Raw genomic sequence first — 15507 nt, 5'->3', positions numbered from 1 at the left:
CTGGATCAGCCCGCCTGCGTGTTCTCCTCGCCGACGATGCCGACGAGAGCGGAGTCGTACGCGGCCTGTGCATCCTGCGGGGTCGCCTGACCGGTGAAGATCGACTCCGTCGCGCGCGGGATGTTCGCCGAGATCTGCGAGTAGTCGGGCGTCGCCGGCCGGAAGTGGGTGTACGGCACGAGCGATGAGAAGAACTCGAACGACGGGTTGTAGTCGAGGTACTCCTGGCTGGCGGCGACGTCCTTGCGCACGGCGATCTGTCCGGCCTCCTGGTGGTACATCAGCGCGTTCTCGAACGTCAGCGCCTGGGCGATGAAGTCGAAGGCAGCCTGCGGGTTCTTCGCGTTGGCGCCCATCGCGAGCGTCCAGCCGCCCGACATCGAGGTGAAGCCGTCACCGCCGCCGTCCTGCGTCGGCATCGCGGCGAAGCCCATCGTCTGCTCCCACTCCGGCCAGGCGTTCTCGCCGTCGATCCAGTTGCTCGGCAGCCACGAACCGTCGAGCGCGATGGCGATCCCGCCCTGGGGAAGGAGTTCCGTGCTGACTTTGGTTCCCCAGCCGGCGTCGAGAGCCAGCGCGGGGTCGGGGCCGAGCTTCTCCTCCGCGACCGTCTGATAGAACTCGAGTGCGTCGAGGAACCCCGCCGAGCCGGTGACCCACTTGTTCGTGTCGGTGTCGAGGAGCTCATCCTCGGTGCCGTAGAGCAGCATCTCGAAGCCCTGCATCGACGTCGCCTCGCCCAGGGCCTGCGACGCGTAGATGTTGAACGGGATGACGTCGGGGTTGCTCTCCTTGATGGTGCGCGCAGCCTCGAGCACGTCGTCCCAGCTCTCCGGCGCCCAGTCCTCGGGAAGCCCCGCCGCCGCGAACAGCTGCTTGTTGAAGTAGAGGCCCCGGGTGTCGGTGCCGAGCGAGACGCCGTACGTCTTGCCGTCGTCGCCGAGCCCGGCCTGCTTGGCGCCGTCGTCGTACTGCTCCCACTGGTCCCAGTCGGCGAGATAGTCGTCGATCGGCTGCAGGTATCCGGCGGCGGCATCCGATCGGATTTGGAAGGTGTCCTCGTAGATCACATCGGGCGCCGTCCCCGCCGACCCGTTCATGAGGGCGAGCTTGGTGAAGTACTGGTCCTGCTCCGCCTCGATCGGCACGAGCTCGACCGTCATCCCCTCGTGCGCGGCCTCGTACTCCTCCTTCGTCTTCTTCATGAGCTCGTCCATCGCGGTGAACGACGTCGTCTTCTGATAGGCGACGCGGATCGTGTCGGACGACGCTTCGTCTCCGCCCCCGCCGCCGCTGCCGCAGCTCGTGAGAGCGAGCGAGAACGCTGCGATGCCGACGACGGCCACGGTCGTGATGGGTCTCTTCATGGTCGAAGCTCCTTTGCTTTGACGAGGGGCGCTGGTGCGTGCGCACGTCTTTTATAAAACAAATGGAATAAAAGAACAAGGCTTCGCCTCGGCGTTTCCCGGTGGGTTCAGTCCGGGGCGCCCGCAATCATGAGGTCGGTCGGGCGGGCGGTCATCGCGGCATCGAGCACGAGGCACGCGGCGCCCACGGCGGCGGCATCCGTGGCCAGTCCGCTTTCGAGCACGCGGATGCCGCGCACCGTGGCGGTCTCGGTGCTCGCCGCCACGGCGTCGGAGAGGGCGGGCCCGGCCGTCGTCGAGAGGAGCTTCCACAGCGGCCCCCCGACCACGACGACATCCGCGTCGAGGAGGTTGTTGATCTGCACGACGGCGCGGGCGAGGCTCGACCCGGCTCGCCGCACCGCCGACGCGGCGCGCTCGTCGCCGGCGCGCGCCCGGGCGGCGAGCTCGCGGAGGCGTTCCCGGAGCGCGGGTGCGGCCACGGGCTCACTGCCGTCTATCACGCCCCCGTCGACGAGCAGCCGTTCGGGGGCGATGGCGGCGCCGAGGCATCCGCGCTGACCGCATCCGCATGCCGGCCCGCCCGGTTCGACGACGAGGTGGGCGACGTCACCGGCGTTTCCCGTACGGCCCCGGATCGGTGCGCCGTCGACGGCGAGGCCCGCGCCGACGCCCGCTCCGTAGTACACGAAGATGGAGTCCTGCAGCTCTTGCGCGGCATCCCGCCAGAGCTCGCCGACCATCGCCGCGACGACATCCTTCTCGACCGTGGTCGGCAGTCCCGTCGCCTCGCGCAGCAACGGCCCGAGGGCGAGGTCGTGCCAGACCGGCGGCAGGAGCGGCGGCTCGAACAGGACCCCCGCGTCCGCGTCGAGGGGGCCAGGAGCGGCGACGCCGATGCCGAGCACGGATGCCCGGGAACGGCCGCCCTCCGCGAGCAGCGACTCGACGGTGCCGACGAGGTCGTCGAGGATCTGCTCGCGGGTCGCGGCGGGTCGCGGGGCGCGCTCGGTCTGAGCGACGACCTCGCCCAGAAGGTCGACCACGACGACCGTCTCGACGGCCGGATCGAGATGGATGCCGACGGCGCACCGGGCCGTCGGGTCGAGCTGGAGCGGGGTCCGGGGCTTGCCGGGCCCGGTGACGATCGGGGTCCCCTCGCGCACCCAGCCCTCGGCGACGAGACGGCGGGCGACATTGCTGAGCGTCTGGGCGGACAGCCCCGTGCGGGCGGCGAGCTCGATGCGGCTGATGCCGTCGGGGGAGCGCCGGATCAGGTCGAGCACGAGCGTCTGGTTGTACGTGCCGACGGCCGGCAGGTTCGAGCCGCGTCTCATGGTTCCTCCCGTCGAACCATACTGCGCACGCGCATGACGAAGGCCCGCCCGGCGAACCGGACGGGCCTTCGGCGATCGCGGGGGAGCGTCAGTTGTTGCCGCGCAGGATCGCGATGATGCGGAGGATCTCGACGTACAGCCAGACGACCGTCACCATGATGCCGAAAGCGCCGACCCAGCCGTACTGACGGGGTGCGCCGTTACGGACGCCCTGCTGGATGTTGTCGAAGTCGAGCACGAGCGAGTACGCCGCCATGATGACCACGAGCACACCGATGATGAGGCCGAGCGGGATGCCAGCGATCTTCATGCTGTGGAGGCCGAACATCATGCCGCCCGGGATTACCCCGAAGAGCATCAGGCCGACGTTCAGCAGCGAGAAGACGAGGTAGCCGAGCATCGCGATCATGAAGATCTTCGTCGCCTTGGCCGACGCGCGGACCTTGCCGCTGGCGAAGAGGGCAAGGGTCACGCCGACGACCGCGAGGGTCGCGAGGGTCGCCTGCATGACGATGCCCGGGAAGATGAACTCGAGGTAGGCGGAGATACCGCCGACGAAGAGGCCCTCGAACGCGGCATACCCGAAGATCAGGCCGGGCCGGACCTTCTTGCGCGAGGTGAAGGTGACGACCATCGCCAGGACGAAGCCGCCGAGCGCACCGATGATCCAGGGCATCATCGTGGGGGCGGGGTTGTCGCGCGTCACCGGCGAGAGCGTCCAGACCCAACCGACGACCGCCGTGGCCAGCAGGATCGCGAAGAGCCCGAGCGTCTTGACGACGGTGTCTTCGACCGTCATGCGGGAGGTCTCGCGGGCACCGGCGGCGGGTGCCGCGTACATGCCTTCGAGGTGGGCCTGCGTAGCGGCGTTCACGCCGGCGTGCTGCGCCGAGGCGGTCTGCATGCCGGGGGCGGCGGGCGGCGTCAGACCCGGCCGCTGCTCCTTGAACGCGGGATTGTCGAATGCGGGGTTATTGAGGGCCACTGCTCTCACACTCCAAGTCGAGGGTCGACACAGCTGGATGCCGTGTATACCCAGCCTACGGGAACCGGTTCCTCCCGGATATGCGCGGCGCTGTGAGCAGGCCATGAAGCCGATCGCCCTGAGCGAAATCACGCGTCATCGGCCCGTACGCTGGGGTCGTGTCCCGCCCGCTCGTGATCGGCCACCGCGGTGCGCCCGGGTATCGTCCCGAGCACACCCGCTCCTCCTATCACCTCGCGCTCGAGAGCGGGGTCGATGCCGTCGAGCCGGACGTGGTCTTCAGTCGGGACGGGGTCGCCGTGATCCGGCATGAGAACGAGATCGGCTCGACCACCGACGTTGCCGACCATCCCGAGTTCGCTTCGCGCCGCACCACGAAGACCGTCGACGGCGCGTCGCTCACCGGCTGGTTCGCGGAGGACTTCACCTGGGACGAGCTGTCACGGCTGCGCTGCCGCGAGCGGCTCCCGGCGCTGCGGCCCGACAGCGCTCGTCATGACGGCGCGGAGCCGATGCTGCGGCTGCGCGATCTCCTCGACCTCGTCACGGATGCCGCGAAGACCTCCGGGCGGCGGCCCGGCGTCGTGCTCGAGATCAAGCACGCCACCTTCCTGGAGGCCGCCGGCTTCGACGTGTCCGAGCTCATCGCGGCAGAGCTCGACGCGGCTGGCTGGACCGACGGCGACCTGCCGCTGTGGATCGAGTCGTTCGAGCTCACGATCCTCGACCGCCTGGCAGACGCCGGCGTCCGGGGCGCGCGGATCTTCCTCCTCGAGGCCGACGGTGAGCCGTACGACTCGGTCGCGACTGAGGGCGCGGGGGCACGCAGCTACCGGGAGTGGTCGTCGCCCGCGGGGCTCGACGACCTCCGCGGGCGGGTCGCCGGTGTGAGCCTGGACAAGCGGATGATCCTCGACCCCGCGCGGGGCACGGACGGCGGTCGGGTGCTCGTTGCCGCAGCGCACGAGCGCGAGCTGGCCGTCTTCACGTGGACGGCGCGTCCCGAGAACGCCTTCCTCGTCCGGCGGCACCGACGCGGTGGCGGTCGGTCCGCCTGGGGAGACTACGCGGGCGAGTGGGCCGAGCTCGTGGCATCCGGCGTCGACGGCGTCTTCGTCGACCACCCGGATCTCGGCGTCGACGTGTTCGGGCGCTGATCCCCGATGCTCAGCAGACCCCGGATCCAGCCCTACGCCCAGTATCTGATGGGGGCGTCGACGGTGATGATCTCCACGACCGTCGCGGTCGTCGCTCCCGAGCGCATCACCGTGGCTTACGTCGTCGGCGTGAGCGTCATCGTCGCGGCCTGTGTCGCGATGGGGTTCGTCTGGCGCGACAAGCCGACTCGCGGAACCGTCTGGGTGTGCATCGTCCCGCTCGTCTCGATTCTCGCCTGCGCCCCGCTGCGCAACGGTGCCATCGATCTGCTGCCGGTGACCGGAATGCTCGTCATCTTCCCGATCGCCTGGCTCGCCTTCGCGTTCCCACCGCCCGTTGCGGCGCTGGGAGTCCTCCTCGCGGGGCTGCTGCCTCTCGCGGCGGCGACCGAGCCGCCCGCCGGGCTCGCGGAGTGGCTGGCGCTCGCGACGGTGCCGGCGCTGCTCGGCATGTTTGCGATGGGAAGTCGTTTCGTCTCCACCGACCTCGGCCGCCACCGCACCAGGGCCCGACGCGCCACGCATCGATTGGCCGAGGCGCTCGACTCCTCGAACCGGGCCGACGCCGCGCTGCGCCAGCTGCTCGACACGAGCCCGGACGCGATCGTGCTCTTCGGCGATGACGGCGCGGTGCTGGTCGCGAACGCCCCCGCGCATGCGCTGGCCCAGCGTGCGGGGATCGCGATCTCGCTCGACCAGGACGGGCGCACGTCCGTCTACGAGGAAGACCGGATCACCCCGGTCGTGGTGGGGGCGGACCTGCGCGACATCATCCTTTCGGGTGAACTCGCCGAGGCGCGTCGCGTGTGGGTCGGTGAGCCGGGCGATCAGGTAGCGCTGCGCTTCGTCGCCCGCCCCATCGCGCTCGACGGCGAGCCCATCGGCGTGCTCGTGGTCGCCCAGGACGTGACCGAGCTCGTCGAAGCCGTCGACGTCCGCGATCGATTCCTCGACACGGTGGGCCATGAACTTCGGACGCCGCTCACGGTCATCCTCGGCAATGCCGAGCTCGCGCTCGCCGGAGCGATGCCGGAGCATCGCGACCGCTGGGAGACCATCCACCGCGCCGCCGAGAGACTGGAGCACACCGTCGAACTGATCCTCGCGACGGGTCGAGCGGACGCGACGCCCGGGACAGCGGCGTGCGAGGCTCGTGCCGTCGTCGACAGGGTCGTCGCCGAATCGGCCGACGGCGACTCCGGCGTGGCCGTGACCGTGACTGGAGCCACGGTGCACGCGCGCATCGCAGCCCGCGACCTTCAGGCGATCATGACCGAGCTGCTGCACAATGCCCGGCAGGTGTCGCCTTCCGCCGGTGTCGTCGAGATCTCGATCGCGATGAGACCGGACGAGGTCGAGATCTCGGTGACCGACGAGGGCCCCGGCATGACCCCTGCCGAGCGCCGTCAGGCGTTCGAGCGGTTCTATCGCACCACGCGCTCGCGTCGGAGCGCTGCGCAGGGGCTCGGGCTCGGGCTCGCCCTCGCGCGCGGGCTGGCGCGCGCCCACGGGGGCGAGGTGCGGCTGACGCCCGGGCGGGTGGGCGGTACCGTCGCCGTCGTGAGGCTGCCGCGGGCCAGCCCGCCGGACGCCCCTCCGCCTCTCGATCACGTCTCCGCCGTCCCCTAGGGTGTCGGACATGCTCACCGCCGGGATCACCGTCCGCGATGTCCGTCGATCGTTCGGGCGCGTCGAAGCCGTTCGCGGAGTGGATCTCGACGCTCGCGCGGGAGCGGTGACCGGACTCGTCGGCCCCAACGGCGCCGGTAAGACGACGCTGCTCCTGATGCTCGCGTCGCTTCTGCAGCCGGACGCGGGCAGCATCCGGATCGCCGGCGTCGACCCGGTGACCGATCCCGCCCAAGCCCGCGCGCGGCTCGGATGGATGCCCGACGCGCTGGGCGCGTGGGGCTCGCTCACCGTGCGGGAGACGCTGGAGATGACCGCCCGGCTCTACGACCTCGACAGAGCCGCAGCGGCCCGCCGCGCGCGGGAGCTTCTCGATCAGGTCGGTCTGGTCGATCTCGCCGAGTCGCCCGCCCGTGTGCTCTCGCGCGGGCAGAAGCAGCGCCTCGGTCTCGCCCGAGCTCTCGTGCACGACCCGTCCGTCCTCCTCCTCGACGAGCCCGCCTCGGGCCTCGACCCCCAGGCGCGGGTGGACCTGCGCGGACTCCTGCGCGCGTTCGCCGCCGCAGGCAAGACGGTGCTGATCTCCAGCCACATCCTCTCCGAGCTCGAGGAGGTCGTCGACGACGCGGTGTTCCTGCTCGATGGCGCGACCGTGAGTCCCGACCGGGTCGCGGCGGCGGCTCGCCGCACCCGCACCTGGCGCGTCCGCGTCGCCGATCTCGATGCGCAGGCTGCCGTGCTCCCGATCGCGACGGCCCTCGGACTCGACGTCGCGCGCGTGCCGACAGACCGCCGCGACGTCCTGGTCCCGTTCTCGTCCGAGGTCGAGGCTGCCGCCGGTCTGCGGGCGCTGCTGGGCGCGGGCATCGCGGTCGCCGAGTTCTCGGCCGCGACCGGGATGCTCGAGCACACCTTCCTCGATCTCGGCGCCGGCCGGGATCTGGGCACCGAGGGGAAGGAGGCGTCATGAGCGTCGCCCGGCTGTGGACGGTCGCTCGGCTCGAGCTGCTCCAACGGGTGCGCACGGTGTCGTGGTACGTCCTGCTCGGCATCTTCGCCGTGCTGCTGATCGGTGTCACCGCGCTGTCGTTCCTGGCCTTCGGCGGGGGCATCGCGGAGGGCGAGCAGCGCGGCGCCGGCATCTACTCGACGATCGTCATCATCACGTTGCTGCTCGTCGTCCTCGTCTCGCCCACACTCAGCGGCAACTCCGTCAACGGCGACCGGGATGCCGCGACCCTCGCACCGGTCCAGGTGACGCTCGCGCGAACCTCCGAGATCCTGCTCGGCAAAGTGCTCGCGGCATGGGTCACGGGTCTCGCGTTCGCCGCGGTGGCCGCCCCGTTCCTCGTCATCGCGACCCTGGCCGGGGGAGTGGACCCCGTCGTCGTCGTGGTGTCGCTGGTCGTCCTCGTGATCGAGATCGGCATCATCGCTGCGATCGGCGTCGGGCTGAGCGGCCTCATCGCCCGGCCTCTCTTCTCGGTCGCCGCGACCTACCTCGTCGTCTCTGCGCTCGTCTTCGGAACGCTCATCGCCTTCGGCCTCGGCGCGACGGCGTTCTCGAGCGAGGCGACCGCGACCTACCGGCCGGCGCAGTACAACGCCGACGGGTCGCCGCAGTGCATCGACGGGGCGGACGACTGCTGGAACGATCCCGCTCGCATGGTCTGCGGCGAGCCGGAGACATCGACCTACACCGTGCCGCGGTTCGATCGTGTGTGGTGGGTGCTCGCGGCCAACCCCTTCGTCATCCTCGCCGACGCGACGCCTGCCGAGTACGACCGGTTCGGCTACCCCGTCGACCTGTTCGGTCAGATCGCATCCGGTGTCCGGCAGGCACAGGTCGCACCTGATCTCGAGACGGGGTACGACGAGTGCCGGCCAGCCGCAGACGGCGCCGTGCCGACCGCGGCGGAGATCCGGGAACGAACGGCGCCGAGCTGGTTCGTCGGACTGGCCGGGCAGATCGTGGTCGCGGGTCTGCTCGTGGCGGGAGCGTGGTCGCGGACGAGGACCCCGGCCCGAGCCCTGCCGCCCGGAACGCGGATAGCGTAAGAGTGCCATGGTCACCGAACTCGACATCACCCGCCGCGAGGCGATCGACGCCTATCACGTGATCGGCGAGGCCCCCGCGCCCGACCTGCAGGGGATCGTCCGTCTCGCAGCCACCGTCTGCGGCGTCGACACGGCCGTCATCAACATCATCGACGACCGCTCGCAGCATCAGATCGCCGCGGTCGGTTTCGAACCCGCGGTCTGCTCACGCGAAGACTCGATGTGCGCCGCCGTCATCGCGCGTCCCGGTCGGGTCATCGTGCCCGACGCGCGGCTCGACGAGCGGTTCGCACACAACCCCTTCGTCACCGGTGAGATCGCCCACGTGCGCTTCTACGCATCGAGTCCGCTCGTCACGCCGGCGGGCGTCGCCATCGGCACCCTCTGCGTCTTCAACGACTCCGTGGGTGACCTCGACGAATCGGCTCGCGAGGCGCTCGATCTGCTGGCTCATCAGGTGGTCGACCTGCTCGAGCTGCGCCGGATCAGCCGCGCTTTGAGCGAGTCGAACGATCAGCTCTCGCGTTTCGCGGGGCAGATCAGTCACGACCTCCGCAATCCGCTGACGGCCCTCACCGGCTTCCTCGAGCTCGCGATCGACAGCCCCGACATGGACAACGCGCCCGAGGCGGCGCGCGTGCTCGCCCGTGCGGAGTCGGCGGCCGACCGCATGAACGCCATGATCTCCGACATCCTCGCCTACGCCCGCATCGGCGGTGCGAGCCCCCAACGGGCGCGCGTCGATCTCGGTGCCGTGATGCACGCCGTCGTCGAGGATCTCGACGCGTCCATCTCGGCCTCCGGCGCCGACATCCGTCAGGACATCGAGGTCGAGCCCGCCGGTGATCCCACGCTCCTGCGCGCGGTGCTCCAGAATGTCGTGGCGAACGCGGTGAAGTTCACCGCGGCCGCGGGGAAGGTCCCGCAGGTGCGCGTCGAGGCGCACGCGGTGCACGGTGGCTGGCGCATCACGGTCGACGACAACGGTCCCGGGGTGCCCCCGGCGGACCGCGAACGCGTCTTCGCGCTGATGGAGCGGGGGGATTCCGAGGCCGAGGGCCTCGGCATCGGCCTGTCGACCTGTCGACGGGTGATCCAGGCGCACGGTGGGCGCATCGGTCTCGACGACTCACCGCTCGGCGGCACCCGCGTCTGGATCCTCCTGCCGGACCCCGCGGCGACCGCCGCCTGAGTCGCGCGCCTCAGCGGCGCAGCGTGTGCGAGGGGTGCTCGCCGTACATCGCGGCGTAGAGCTGCGCGAAGCGTCCCGTGTGCGCGAACCCCCAGCGCAGAGCGACATCCCGCACGGTCGTCGACCCGGGAGGCGCAGCGCGGAGCTCGCGGTGGGCGCCCTCGATGCGCAGGCGGCGAAGGTAGGTGCTCGGCGGGATCTCGAACGCCTTGTGGAAGGCGCTCTGGAGTGCGCGGACCGATGTTCCGGAGGCCACCGCGATGTCGCTGATGCTGATGGGGTTGCTGACGTTCTCCTCCATGAACGCCACAGCGCGGCGCACGGCTCGCGCGGTCGGGCGTCGGCGTTCCCCCTCTTCGGGGTCGATGACGGGGAACGCCGTCACGAGCGATGCGACTGCCTGGTGCATGAGCTGAGTGCGCATGAGAGGCGAGGCGGCGACCTTCTCGTCGGCCAGCATGGTCGCCTCGAGAAAGCGCAGGGTCTCGGCGACGAGCCGTGGATTCTCAGCCCGGCGGTTCAGTCCGGAGAACTGCAGATGGTGAGGGTCGTCGCCGATCATGCCGCGCAGCACGTGGTCGAGCGTCTCCGTGGTGACGCTGAACGTGCGCAGGTGCAGCTGACCGAACTCGGCGGTGAACTCGGTGTCCGGCGGCACGATGAAGGGGGTCCGGCCGTCGCCGGACTCGCCTCCGACCTGCCACCGGTGGCTGCCATGCGCCGCGTGCGCCACGATGAGACGCGGAAAAGCTCGCGTCGTGGTGCGCATCGTCCCCGTAAACCGCACAGCGGCGGCGGCTGCGGCCGGGTGGGCGAGCGCCGCCATCTCGTATCGGAATGGCGCGGACCCGTCGACCGCGAGCGCCACCGGCGTCTCGTACAGCGAGCTGACCGATTCCTGTGCCCGACCGGGGTCGTCGGTCTGCAACCCCCGCCGAACGGGCTCGCTATTCAACAACGAGCTTGTCGGATGCGGACTCTGCCGGTTCGGGGACGACGTAAAGTCCGCTGGGGGAGTTGGCCGTGTACATCAGCGCCTCGAGCCAGGCACGGTTGATCGCGGGGGTCCGGCTGCCGTGGAACGTGAAGACGAGAGAGGCTCCGGCGTGCATCCAGACGGTCGTCCGCCCCTTGCCGACGCTGACGTCGTCCTTCCAAGTGAAGAAGAACGCCTCACCGCGACGAAGCTTCGCACCGATGGTCATCTGGAGGTGTGCGAGCGTGCGGTCCTCGATCTCGACGCGATTGTTGCCGTCGTAAACAAACCTGCCCAATATTCCTCCTCGCGCGCCATTCGGCGCGATCATCAGCTTCCGCGATCGGGTCACGACGCCGCGCGGAAGAGTCCGTTCCGCGCGCGCTCTGTCCGCGACGCGCACAGCCGTGCTGTGCCACCGCAGATTTCAGGCAGTTGTCAGGGAGCGGGAGGGGGTTGACTTTTACGGACGATTACGTAACACGTTAATCACCGGGGATGGCGGCGAGTGTGACGTCCACCCCGGAGGTGATGAGCAGATCGGTGGTCTGCGCCACGCCTTCGCCATCGTTCACGGTCAGCCAGCCGTGACCGAGCGCGAGTGCCGCCGCGATCTCGGCGCGGACGTCTTCGATGTCGCGACCGCCGATGCTGTACGGGCGACCGCCATAGAACACATCGACTCTCTTCGACACGCTTTCGCCCTTCGCTCCACCGGCGTCGAGTCCGCCGTGTCAGGCGAGACTACCGATCAGCTGAGGAATCACAAGGGGATGCGGCAGGACCGCGCTGATCACTATTGTCAGGTCGAGCACGGGAAGGAAGTGCGATGGGCAGATTCATCTACGAGAACCAGATCCGCGCAGATTTCGAGGATCGGACGCTCGCGCACCTCCAGGCCGTGATCACGACGAAGCTCCGCCGGGGCGAAGCCTTCACGCTCACCTGGAAGGACGACGTGAGCATCGGCGACGGCCGCACGACGGTATGGCTGCACCCGGGCTGCGGCCTCGTCTTCAAGTACTACGGCAGCCGGACGCCGTCGCTGAATCGCGCATGGCTCGAGGCGCTGACGTACACGGCGAACTCGCCGACGGGCCTGTACGTCGTTCCCGAGCCGCCGGAATCGCCCCGTAACGGCGCATTCCTCGACGGCGCGGAGTAGCGGGGCGCCGAGCGTCCCGCCTGTGCGACCGCCGTGCATCGCCGGTGAGACCGGGGCATATACCGCTCCGGCGATCCAGCGCTCCGTAGTGTGAGCCACAGCCGTCGGCATCCGCCTTCTGCTCCCGACCTTCCCGGTCACGAACGAGTCAGCAGGTGCTCTCATCGCTTCATCCGTCGTCGAGTCGCGTCTCGGCCCCATCCGCACCACTTACGCCGGAACCGCCGATTTCCCGCCGATGGCCAAGGCCTTCACCGATGTCTCCCGCGTCGTTCGGGAATCGGGTCTGCTGCGGCGCACGCCCTGGTTCTACGGCCTCGTCGGCCTCGCCCTGATCCTCGCGATCGGCGGCTGCGTGACCGGATTCGTCCTGCTCGGCGACAGCTGGTTCCAGCTGCTCATCGCGGCAGCCCTCGGCATCGTCTTCACCCAGGTGGCTTTCCTCGCACACGAGGCCGACCACCGGCAGGTTCTCGCCTCCGGCCCCGCGAACGACCGCCTGGCCCGCTTCCTCGCCGTCGGCGTCGTCGGCATGAGCCTGTCGTGGTGGACGTCCAAGCACGCCCGGCACCACTCGAACCCGAACAAGGTGGGCAAGGATCCCGACATCGAGATCGACACGATCTCGTTCATCGAAGAGGACGCGGCCACTGCGCGCGGCATCCGCCGATTCATCACGCAGCGCCAGGGCTGGTTCTTCTTCCCGCTGCTGCTGCTCGAAGGCCTGAACCTCCACGCGCTGTCGATGCGCCACCTCTTCAGCCGAGGCCCGGTGAAGAAGCGTGCGGTCGAGATCACGCTGATCATCGCGCGGTTCGCGGTCTTCGTCGCTCCGATCTTCATCTTCCTGCCGATCGGTATGGCCTTCGCCTTCTTCGGCGTGCAGGTCGCGGTCTTCGGGCTGTACATGGGCGCCTCCTTCGCGCCGAACCACAAGGGCATGGCGATCATCGCGCCCGACGCGAAGCTCGACTTCTTCAGCAAGCAGGTGCGCACCTCGCGCAACATCGGCGGCGGCTGGTGGGCGACGTGGCTCATGGGCGGCCTCAACTACCAGATCGAGCACCACCTCTTCCCGAACATGCCGCGGCCGGCACTCGCCCGCGCTCGCGAGATCGTGAAGGACCAGTGCGACGCCCTGAACGTGCCGTACACCGAGACCACACTCTGGCGCTCCTACGCCATCGTCATCGACTACCTCAACCGCGTCGGACTCGCCGCCCGCGACCCGTTCGACTGCCCCATGCGCGCGGAGTTCCGTCGCGCCTGAGGCGCAGCATCCCTCGACGTCGGCCACGGCTCATACTGAGTCCGTGGCCGAAGTCGATTCCGAACGCTGGCTCGTCATCGACGGGAGACGCTGGCGGCGCACCGACCCCTCGCTGCCCGATGATCTCGTCGCTGCGCTGAAGTCCCACCTCGGACGCGGCCGATCGGCGGTGGGAGCCGCGAAGCGGCGCGGAGACGACGAGGCGGTCGCCGCAGCACGCGAGCGCGTGGGCCTGGCCAAGCATGGCCTGGGAGAGCGCGGACCGTACTGGTGGGACGAGCCCGAGGGCGATCGCCTCGCGCGGGCGCGGGACGCGCTGCGGCGACTCGATGCGCTCGATGAGGGCTGAGACCCGAATGGACGCGACGGCGGGAGTCGAACCCGCAACGCGATCGGTTATGAGCCGATGCCCGGGACCACCCGGATCGCCGCGATGCCTTCACGCTACGTGGGCGCCCGCCGGGTCGCCAGGGGTGTGAAGGCCGGAGACGCCGTGCTACGTCGTGTGACGCTCCGGCGTCTCGGTGGTCTCGGTGACGTGGTCCGTGCTGGGCGCAGCAGCGTGGCGGGGCGCCAGCGAGCGCTGAGCGTGCCTGAGCATGCCGACGATTCCCGTGACGAGGACCGCGGCGCCCACGGTCAACAGGCCCGTGGCGACGAGCGTCGGAATCGAGATCGCCGCCACCCACTCGAGCAGTCCGCCGTAGGCGTCGGGTGACCGGGTGAGCACGACGCCCGCGACAGCGAGGGCCGCGAAGGCGAGGCCCCACACGATGCCGGCCCACCGCACGCGGGGACGAGGAGGAGGCGAGGGGAGCGCCGTGTCTTCGGTGGAGGTCAGGTCGGTCATCGGTCGGTCTCCTTCGGGTCGAGGATGCGGATCTCGATGTAGCCGCTCTCCTGGTCGAGGGTGAGCGACTGACGCGTCGTCGTCTCCCCTCGAGAGGGGATCGTCGTGTCGACCGCGGTCCGGTTCGCGCTGAGATCTCGCGCGTCGGGGCCGTCAGTGAGTACGGTCCATTCGTCGCCCTCCGAGAGGATGAGTGACGCTTCGTCGCCGACAGATGCGTGCAGCGTCACTTCGACACCGGGTGCGACCGTCACGTAGGTCGAGCCTGACCCCTTCTCGATGGTCAGCGGCGCCGCATCGGACGCGTCGACGAGCGCGACGCGGAGTTCGCCGAACGTCTGCCGATAGGTCTCCGTCCGGGCCTCGGATGAGACGTTCGAGATCCCGTAGACGCCGATGTGCAGTTCCTCGACGACGGAGACAGCGACCGCGACGCCCCCGCCCATGAGCAGGCATGCGGTTGCGAAGGCGAGGAAGCCGCTGCGGCGGCGGATGGCTCCGGCGACGATCATGGCGAGAGCCGTGACGGCGGCCGCGGCGAACAGCCCGAGCGCCGTCTGCAAATCACCCGACGCACTGAGCGCGGCGATCGTGCCCGTGACGACGGCAGCACCGGCGGTCACCGCGACGAACGCGACGCTGGTGCGCGGCCGTTCCGACCGCCGGATGCGCCGGCGTTCTGCCGCCTCGCGCGCGAAAGCGGCCGCCGACGCGCGACGCTCTTCCCGCGCGGCGGAGCGAGCCGCGCGATCGGCGTCATCCTGTTCCCGTCGCCACGCTCGATCGCGCTCTTTCCAAGCCGCGTGCTGAGCGCGCCAGGCCGTCAGGTCGGCCGGGTCGGCGTCGTTGTTCAGAGGCGCGGGCGGGGTGGGCGCAGGCTCGCGCTCCGCTCCCCCCGCGCCGGCATCCCCGACAGAGCGGTCGGCGGATGCAGCCGGCGCCGTCTCGGACGCTGCGGAAGCCCGACGCGCTGCTCGGACCAGCAGCGCGATCATGCCGGCCGCCACCACCACCCCGCCCATGAGGGCGAGTGCCCCGAGGACAGCCGTGACCGCTGCAGCGCTCGAATTCGTCGCGAGGCCGGCGAGAGTGATCAGGAGACCGAGGATCTGCACGACCCCGATGATCGCGACGGCGAGGATCGCACCCTGGGCGTACGAGAACCGGCCGCGCTCGAGGTCGGCGGCGTGCGACCGCCCCGAGGCATCGGGCAGGATCGCCCAGGCGGTGGCGTAGGCGACGATGGCGGGGAGGCCGATCACGGTCGCGACGACGGCGAGCCCGCGCACGATGACCGGGTCGACACCCCAGCGCGCGGCCACTCCCGCACACACGCCGCCGATCCACCCGTCTCGGCGGGCGGCGCCGAGGGCGTCGACCCAGCGGAAGAACCGGCCCTCCGTCGGTGACGCGGGATCGGGTCGCGGTGGGGCGGCGAGAGGCGGTGCGGAAGTCATGATCCGATCCTCCGCGGTGCGCGGCAGCGGGCGATATGGGGGATCGCCCTGAGGCTTCCCTGAT

At 70.0% G+C, this 15507-nt stretch carries 16 protein-coding genes and 1 tRNA gene; 8 read left to right on the top strand and 9 right to left on the bottom strand.

Going from position 1 to position 15507, the window contains the following annotated elements:
• Nucleotides 1-5 precede the first annotated feature (5 nt).
• The 3 genes from ACI2K6_RS13755 to ACI2K6_RS13745 form a co-directional block, all read right to left on the bottom strand.
• The gene (locus ACI2K6_RS13755) at nucleotides 6-1367 is read right to left on the bottom strand and encodes an extracellular solute-binding protein (RefSeq protein ID WP_282501453.1); all 1362 of its coding nucleotides are present in this window, start codon (nucleotides 1365-1367) and stop codon (nucleotides 6-8) included.
• A 107-nt stretch (nucleotides 1368-1474) separates the two neighbouring features.
• Nucleotides 1475-2704, bottom strand: a complete 1230-nt coding sequence (locus ACI2K6_RS13750; RefSeq protein WP_274179000.1) for an ROK family transcriptional regulator — start codon at nucleotides 2702-2704, stop codon at nucleotides 1475-1477.
• An 88-nt stretch (nucleotides 2705-2792) separates the two neighbouring features.
• Nucleotides 2793-3689, bottom strand: a complete 897-nt coding sequence (locus tag ACI2K6_RS13745; RefSeq protein ID WP_269267994.1) for a Bax inhibitor-1/YccA family protein — start codon at nucleotides 3687-3689, stop codon at nucleotides 2793-2795.
• 158 nt (nucleotides 3690-3847) lie between these two features.
• Here ACI2K6_RS13745 and ACI2K6_RS13740 point away from each other — a divergent pair, with 158 nt between their 5' ends.
• From ACI2K6_RS13740 to ACI2K6_RS13720, 5 genes are read left to right on the top strand one after another with little or no spacing between them, the layout of a single operon-like run.
• Nucleotides 3848-4846: a glycerophosphodiester phosphodiesterase family protein gene (locus ACI2K6_RS13740; RefSeq protein ID WP_323986491.1), complete on the top strand. Its 999-nt coding sequence runs from the start codon at nucleotides 3848-3850 to the stop codon at nucleotides 4844-4846.
• Between the two features lie 6 nt (nucleotides 4847-4852).
• Nucleotides 4853-6475 (top strand): HAMP domain-containing sensor histidine kinase, encoded by a 1623-nt coding sequence (locus ACI2K6_RS13735; protein ID WP_274178998.1) that lies wholly within the window; start codon nucleotides 4853-4855, stop codon nucleotides 6473-6475.
• Between the two features lie 10 nt (nucleotides 6476-6485).
• Entirely contained in the window at nucleotides 6486-7445 is a 960-nt protein-coding gene (locus ACI2K6_RS13730; protein WP_404568834.1) for an ABC transporter ATP-binding protein, read from the top strand.
• Nucleotides 7442-8533: an ABC transporter permease gene (locus ACI2K6_RS13725; protein WP_112617501.1), complete on the top strand. Its 1092-nt coding sequence runs from the start codon at nucleotides 7442-7444 to the stop codon at nucleotides 8531-8533. Before ACI2K6_RS13730 ends, ACI2K6_RS13725 begins: the two co-directional genes overlap by 4 nt.
• Nucleotides 8534-8540: 7 nt before the next feature.
• A complete protein-coding gene (locus ACI2K6_RS13720; protein WP_114588629.1) occupies nucleotides 8541-9725 on the top strand; it encodes an ATP-binding protein in 1185 nt (394 codons plus the stop codon).
• 10 nt (nucleotides 9726-9735) lie between these two features.
• Here ACI2K6_RS13720 and ACI2K6_RS13715 read toward each other — a convergent pair whose 3' ends face one another.
• The 3 genes from ACI2K6_RS13715 to ACI2K6_RS13705 all read right to left on the bottom strand — a co-directional run bounded on the left by ACI2K6_RS13715 (nucleotide 9736) and on the right by ACI2K6_RS13705 (nucleotide 11396).
• On the bottom strand, nucleotides 9736-10653 hold the full coding sequence (locus ACI2K6_RS13715; RefSeq protein WP_274178995.1) for a helix-turn-helix domain-containing protein: 918 nt from the start codon (nucleotides 10651-10653) through the stop codon (nucleotides 9736-9738).
• 19 nt (nucleotides 10654-10672) lie between these two features.
• On the bottom strand, nucleotides 10673-10999 hold the full coding sequence (locus ACI2K6_RS13710) for an ATP-dependent DNA ligase (RefSeq protein ID WP_112617498.1): 327 nt from the start codon (nucleotides 10997-10999) through the stop codon (nucleotides 10673-10675).
• 187 nt (nucleotides 11000-11186) lie between these two features.
• Nucleotides 11187-11396: a hypothetical protein gene (locus tag ACI2K6_RS13705; RefSeq protein ID WP_274178994.1), complete on the bottom strand. Its 210-nt coding sequence runs from the start codon at nucleotides 11394-11396 to the stop codon at nucleotides 11187-11189.
• A gap of 134 nt (nucleotides 11397-11530) precedes the next feature.
• On the opposite strand from ACI2K6_RS13705, the gene ACI2K6_RS13700 reads away from it, so the two are divergent.
• From ACI2K6_RS13700 to ACI2K6_RS13690, 3 genes are all read left to right on the top strand, one after another.
• A complete protein-coding gene (locus tag ACI2K6_RS13700) occupies nucleotides 11531-11866 on the top strand; it encodes an ATP-dependent DNA ligase (protein WP_269267985.1) in 336 nt (111 codons plus the stop codon).
• A 163-nt stretch (nucleotides 11867-12029) separates the two neighbouring features.
• Nucleotides 12030-13136 (top strand): acyl-CoA desaturase, encoded by a 1107-nt coding sequence (locus ACI2K6_RS13695; protein ID WP_269268047.1) that lies wholly within the window; start codon nucleotides 12030-12032, stop codon nucleotides 13134-13136.
• Nucleotides 13137-13179: 43 nt separating this feature from the next.
• On the top strand, nucleotides 13180-13485 hold the full coding sequence (locus tag ACI2K6_RS13690) for a biopolymer transporter Tol (protein ID WP_282501447.1): 306 nt from the start codon (nucleotides 13180-13182) through the stop codon (nucleotides 13483-13485).
• An 8-nt stretch (nucleotides 13486-13493) separates the two neighbouring features.
• Here the strand turns inward: ACI2K6_RS13690 and ACI2K6_RS13685 are convergent.
• The 3 genes from ACI2K6_RS13685 to ACI2K6_RS13675 all read right to left on the bottom strand — a co-directional run bounded on the left by ACI2K6_RS13685 (nucleotide 13494) and on the right by ACI2K6_RS13675 (nucleotide 15443).
• Nucleotides 13494-13569, bottom strand: a tRNA-Met gene (locus ACI2K6_RS13685).
• A 63-nt stretch (nucleotides 13570-13632) separates the two neighbouring features.
• Nucleotides 13633-13986 carry a hypothetical protein gene (locus ACI2K6_RS13680; protein WP_282501446.1) on the bottom strand — a complete coding sequence of 118 codons (354 nt, stop codon included), beginning with the start codon at nucleotides 13984-13986 and terminating at the stop codon, nucleotides 13633-13635.
• Complete coding sequence (locus ACI2K6_RS13675) at nucleotides 13983-15443, bottom strand: PspC domain-containing protein (RefSeq protein ID WP_404568833.1); 1461 nt, start codon at nucleotides 15441-15443, stop codon at nucleotides 13983-13985. The genes ACI2K6_RS13680 and ACI2K6_RS13675 overlap by 4 nt, the downstream gene beginning before the upstream one ends.
• Nucleotides 15444-15507: the final 64 nt, after the last annotated feature.

It is taken from the genome of Microbacterium sp. NPDC006705, assembly GCF_044903545.1.
Classification (GTDB): Bacteria; Actinomycetota; Actinomycetes; order Actinomycetales; family Microbacteriaceae; genus Microbacterium; species Microbacterium plantarum.
Note: the sequence above shows the minus strand (reverse complement) of the source record. Positions and strands in the feature narration are given on the sequence as shown.

What these genes read in the sequence shown, in the direction of transcription:
- ACI2K6_RS13750 (WP_274179000.1), bottom strand. Translation starts at nt 2,704, where the DNA reads ATGAGACGCGGCTCGAACCTGCCGGCCGTCGGCACGTACAACCAGACG.
- ACI2K6_RS13735 (WP_274178998.1), top strand. Translation starts at nt 4,853, where the DNA reads ATGCTCAGCAGACCCCGGATCCAGCCCTACGCCCAGTATCTGATGGGG.
- ACI2K6_RS13720 (WP_114588629.1), top strand. Translation starts at nt 8,541, where the DNA reads ATGGTCACCGAACTCGACATCACCCGCCGCGAGGCGATCGACGCCTAT.
- ACI2K6_RS13725 (WP_112617501.1), top strand. Translation starts at nt 7,442, where the DNA reads ATGAGCGTCGCCCGGCTGTGGACGGTCGCTCGGCTCGAGCTGCTCCAA.
- ACI2K6_RS13700 (WP_269267985.1), top strand. Translation starts at nt 11,531, where the DNA reads ATGGGCAGATTCATCTACGAGAACCAGATCCGCGCAGATTTCGAGGAT.
- ACI2K6_RS13755 (WP_282501453.1), bottom strand. Translation starts at nt 1,367, where the DNA reads ATGAAGAGACCCATCACGACCGTGGCCGTCGTCGGCATCGCAGCGTTC.
- ACI2K6_RS13730 (WP_404568834.1), top strand. Translation starts at nt 6,486, where the DNA reads ATGCTCACCGCCGGGATCACCGTCCGCGATGTCCGTCGATCGTTCGGG.
- ACI2K6_RS13680 (WP_282501446.1), bottom strand. Translation starts at nt 13,986, where the DNA reads ATGACCGACCTGACCTCCACCGAAGACACGGCGCTCCCCTCGCCTCCT.
- ACI2K6_RS13675 (WP_404568833.1), bottom strand. Translation starts at nt 15,443, where the DNA reads ATGACTTCCGCACCGCCTCTCGCCGCCCCACCGCGACCCGATCCCGCG.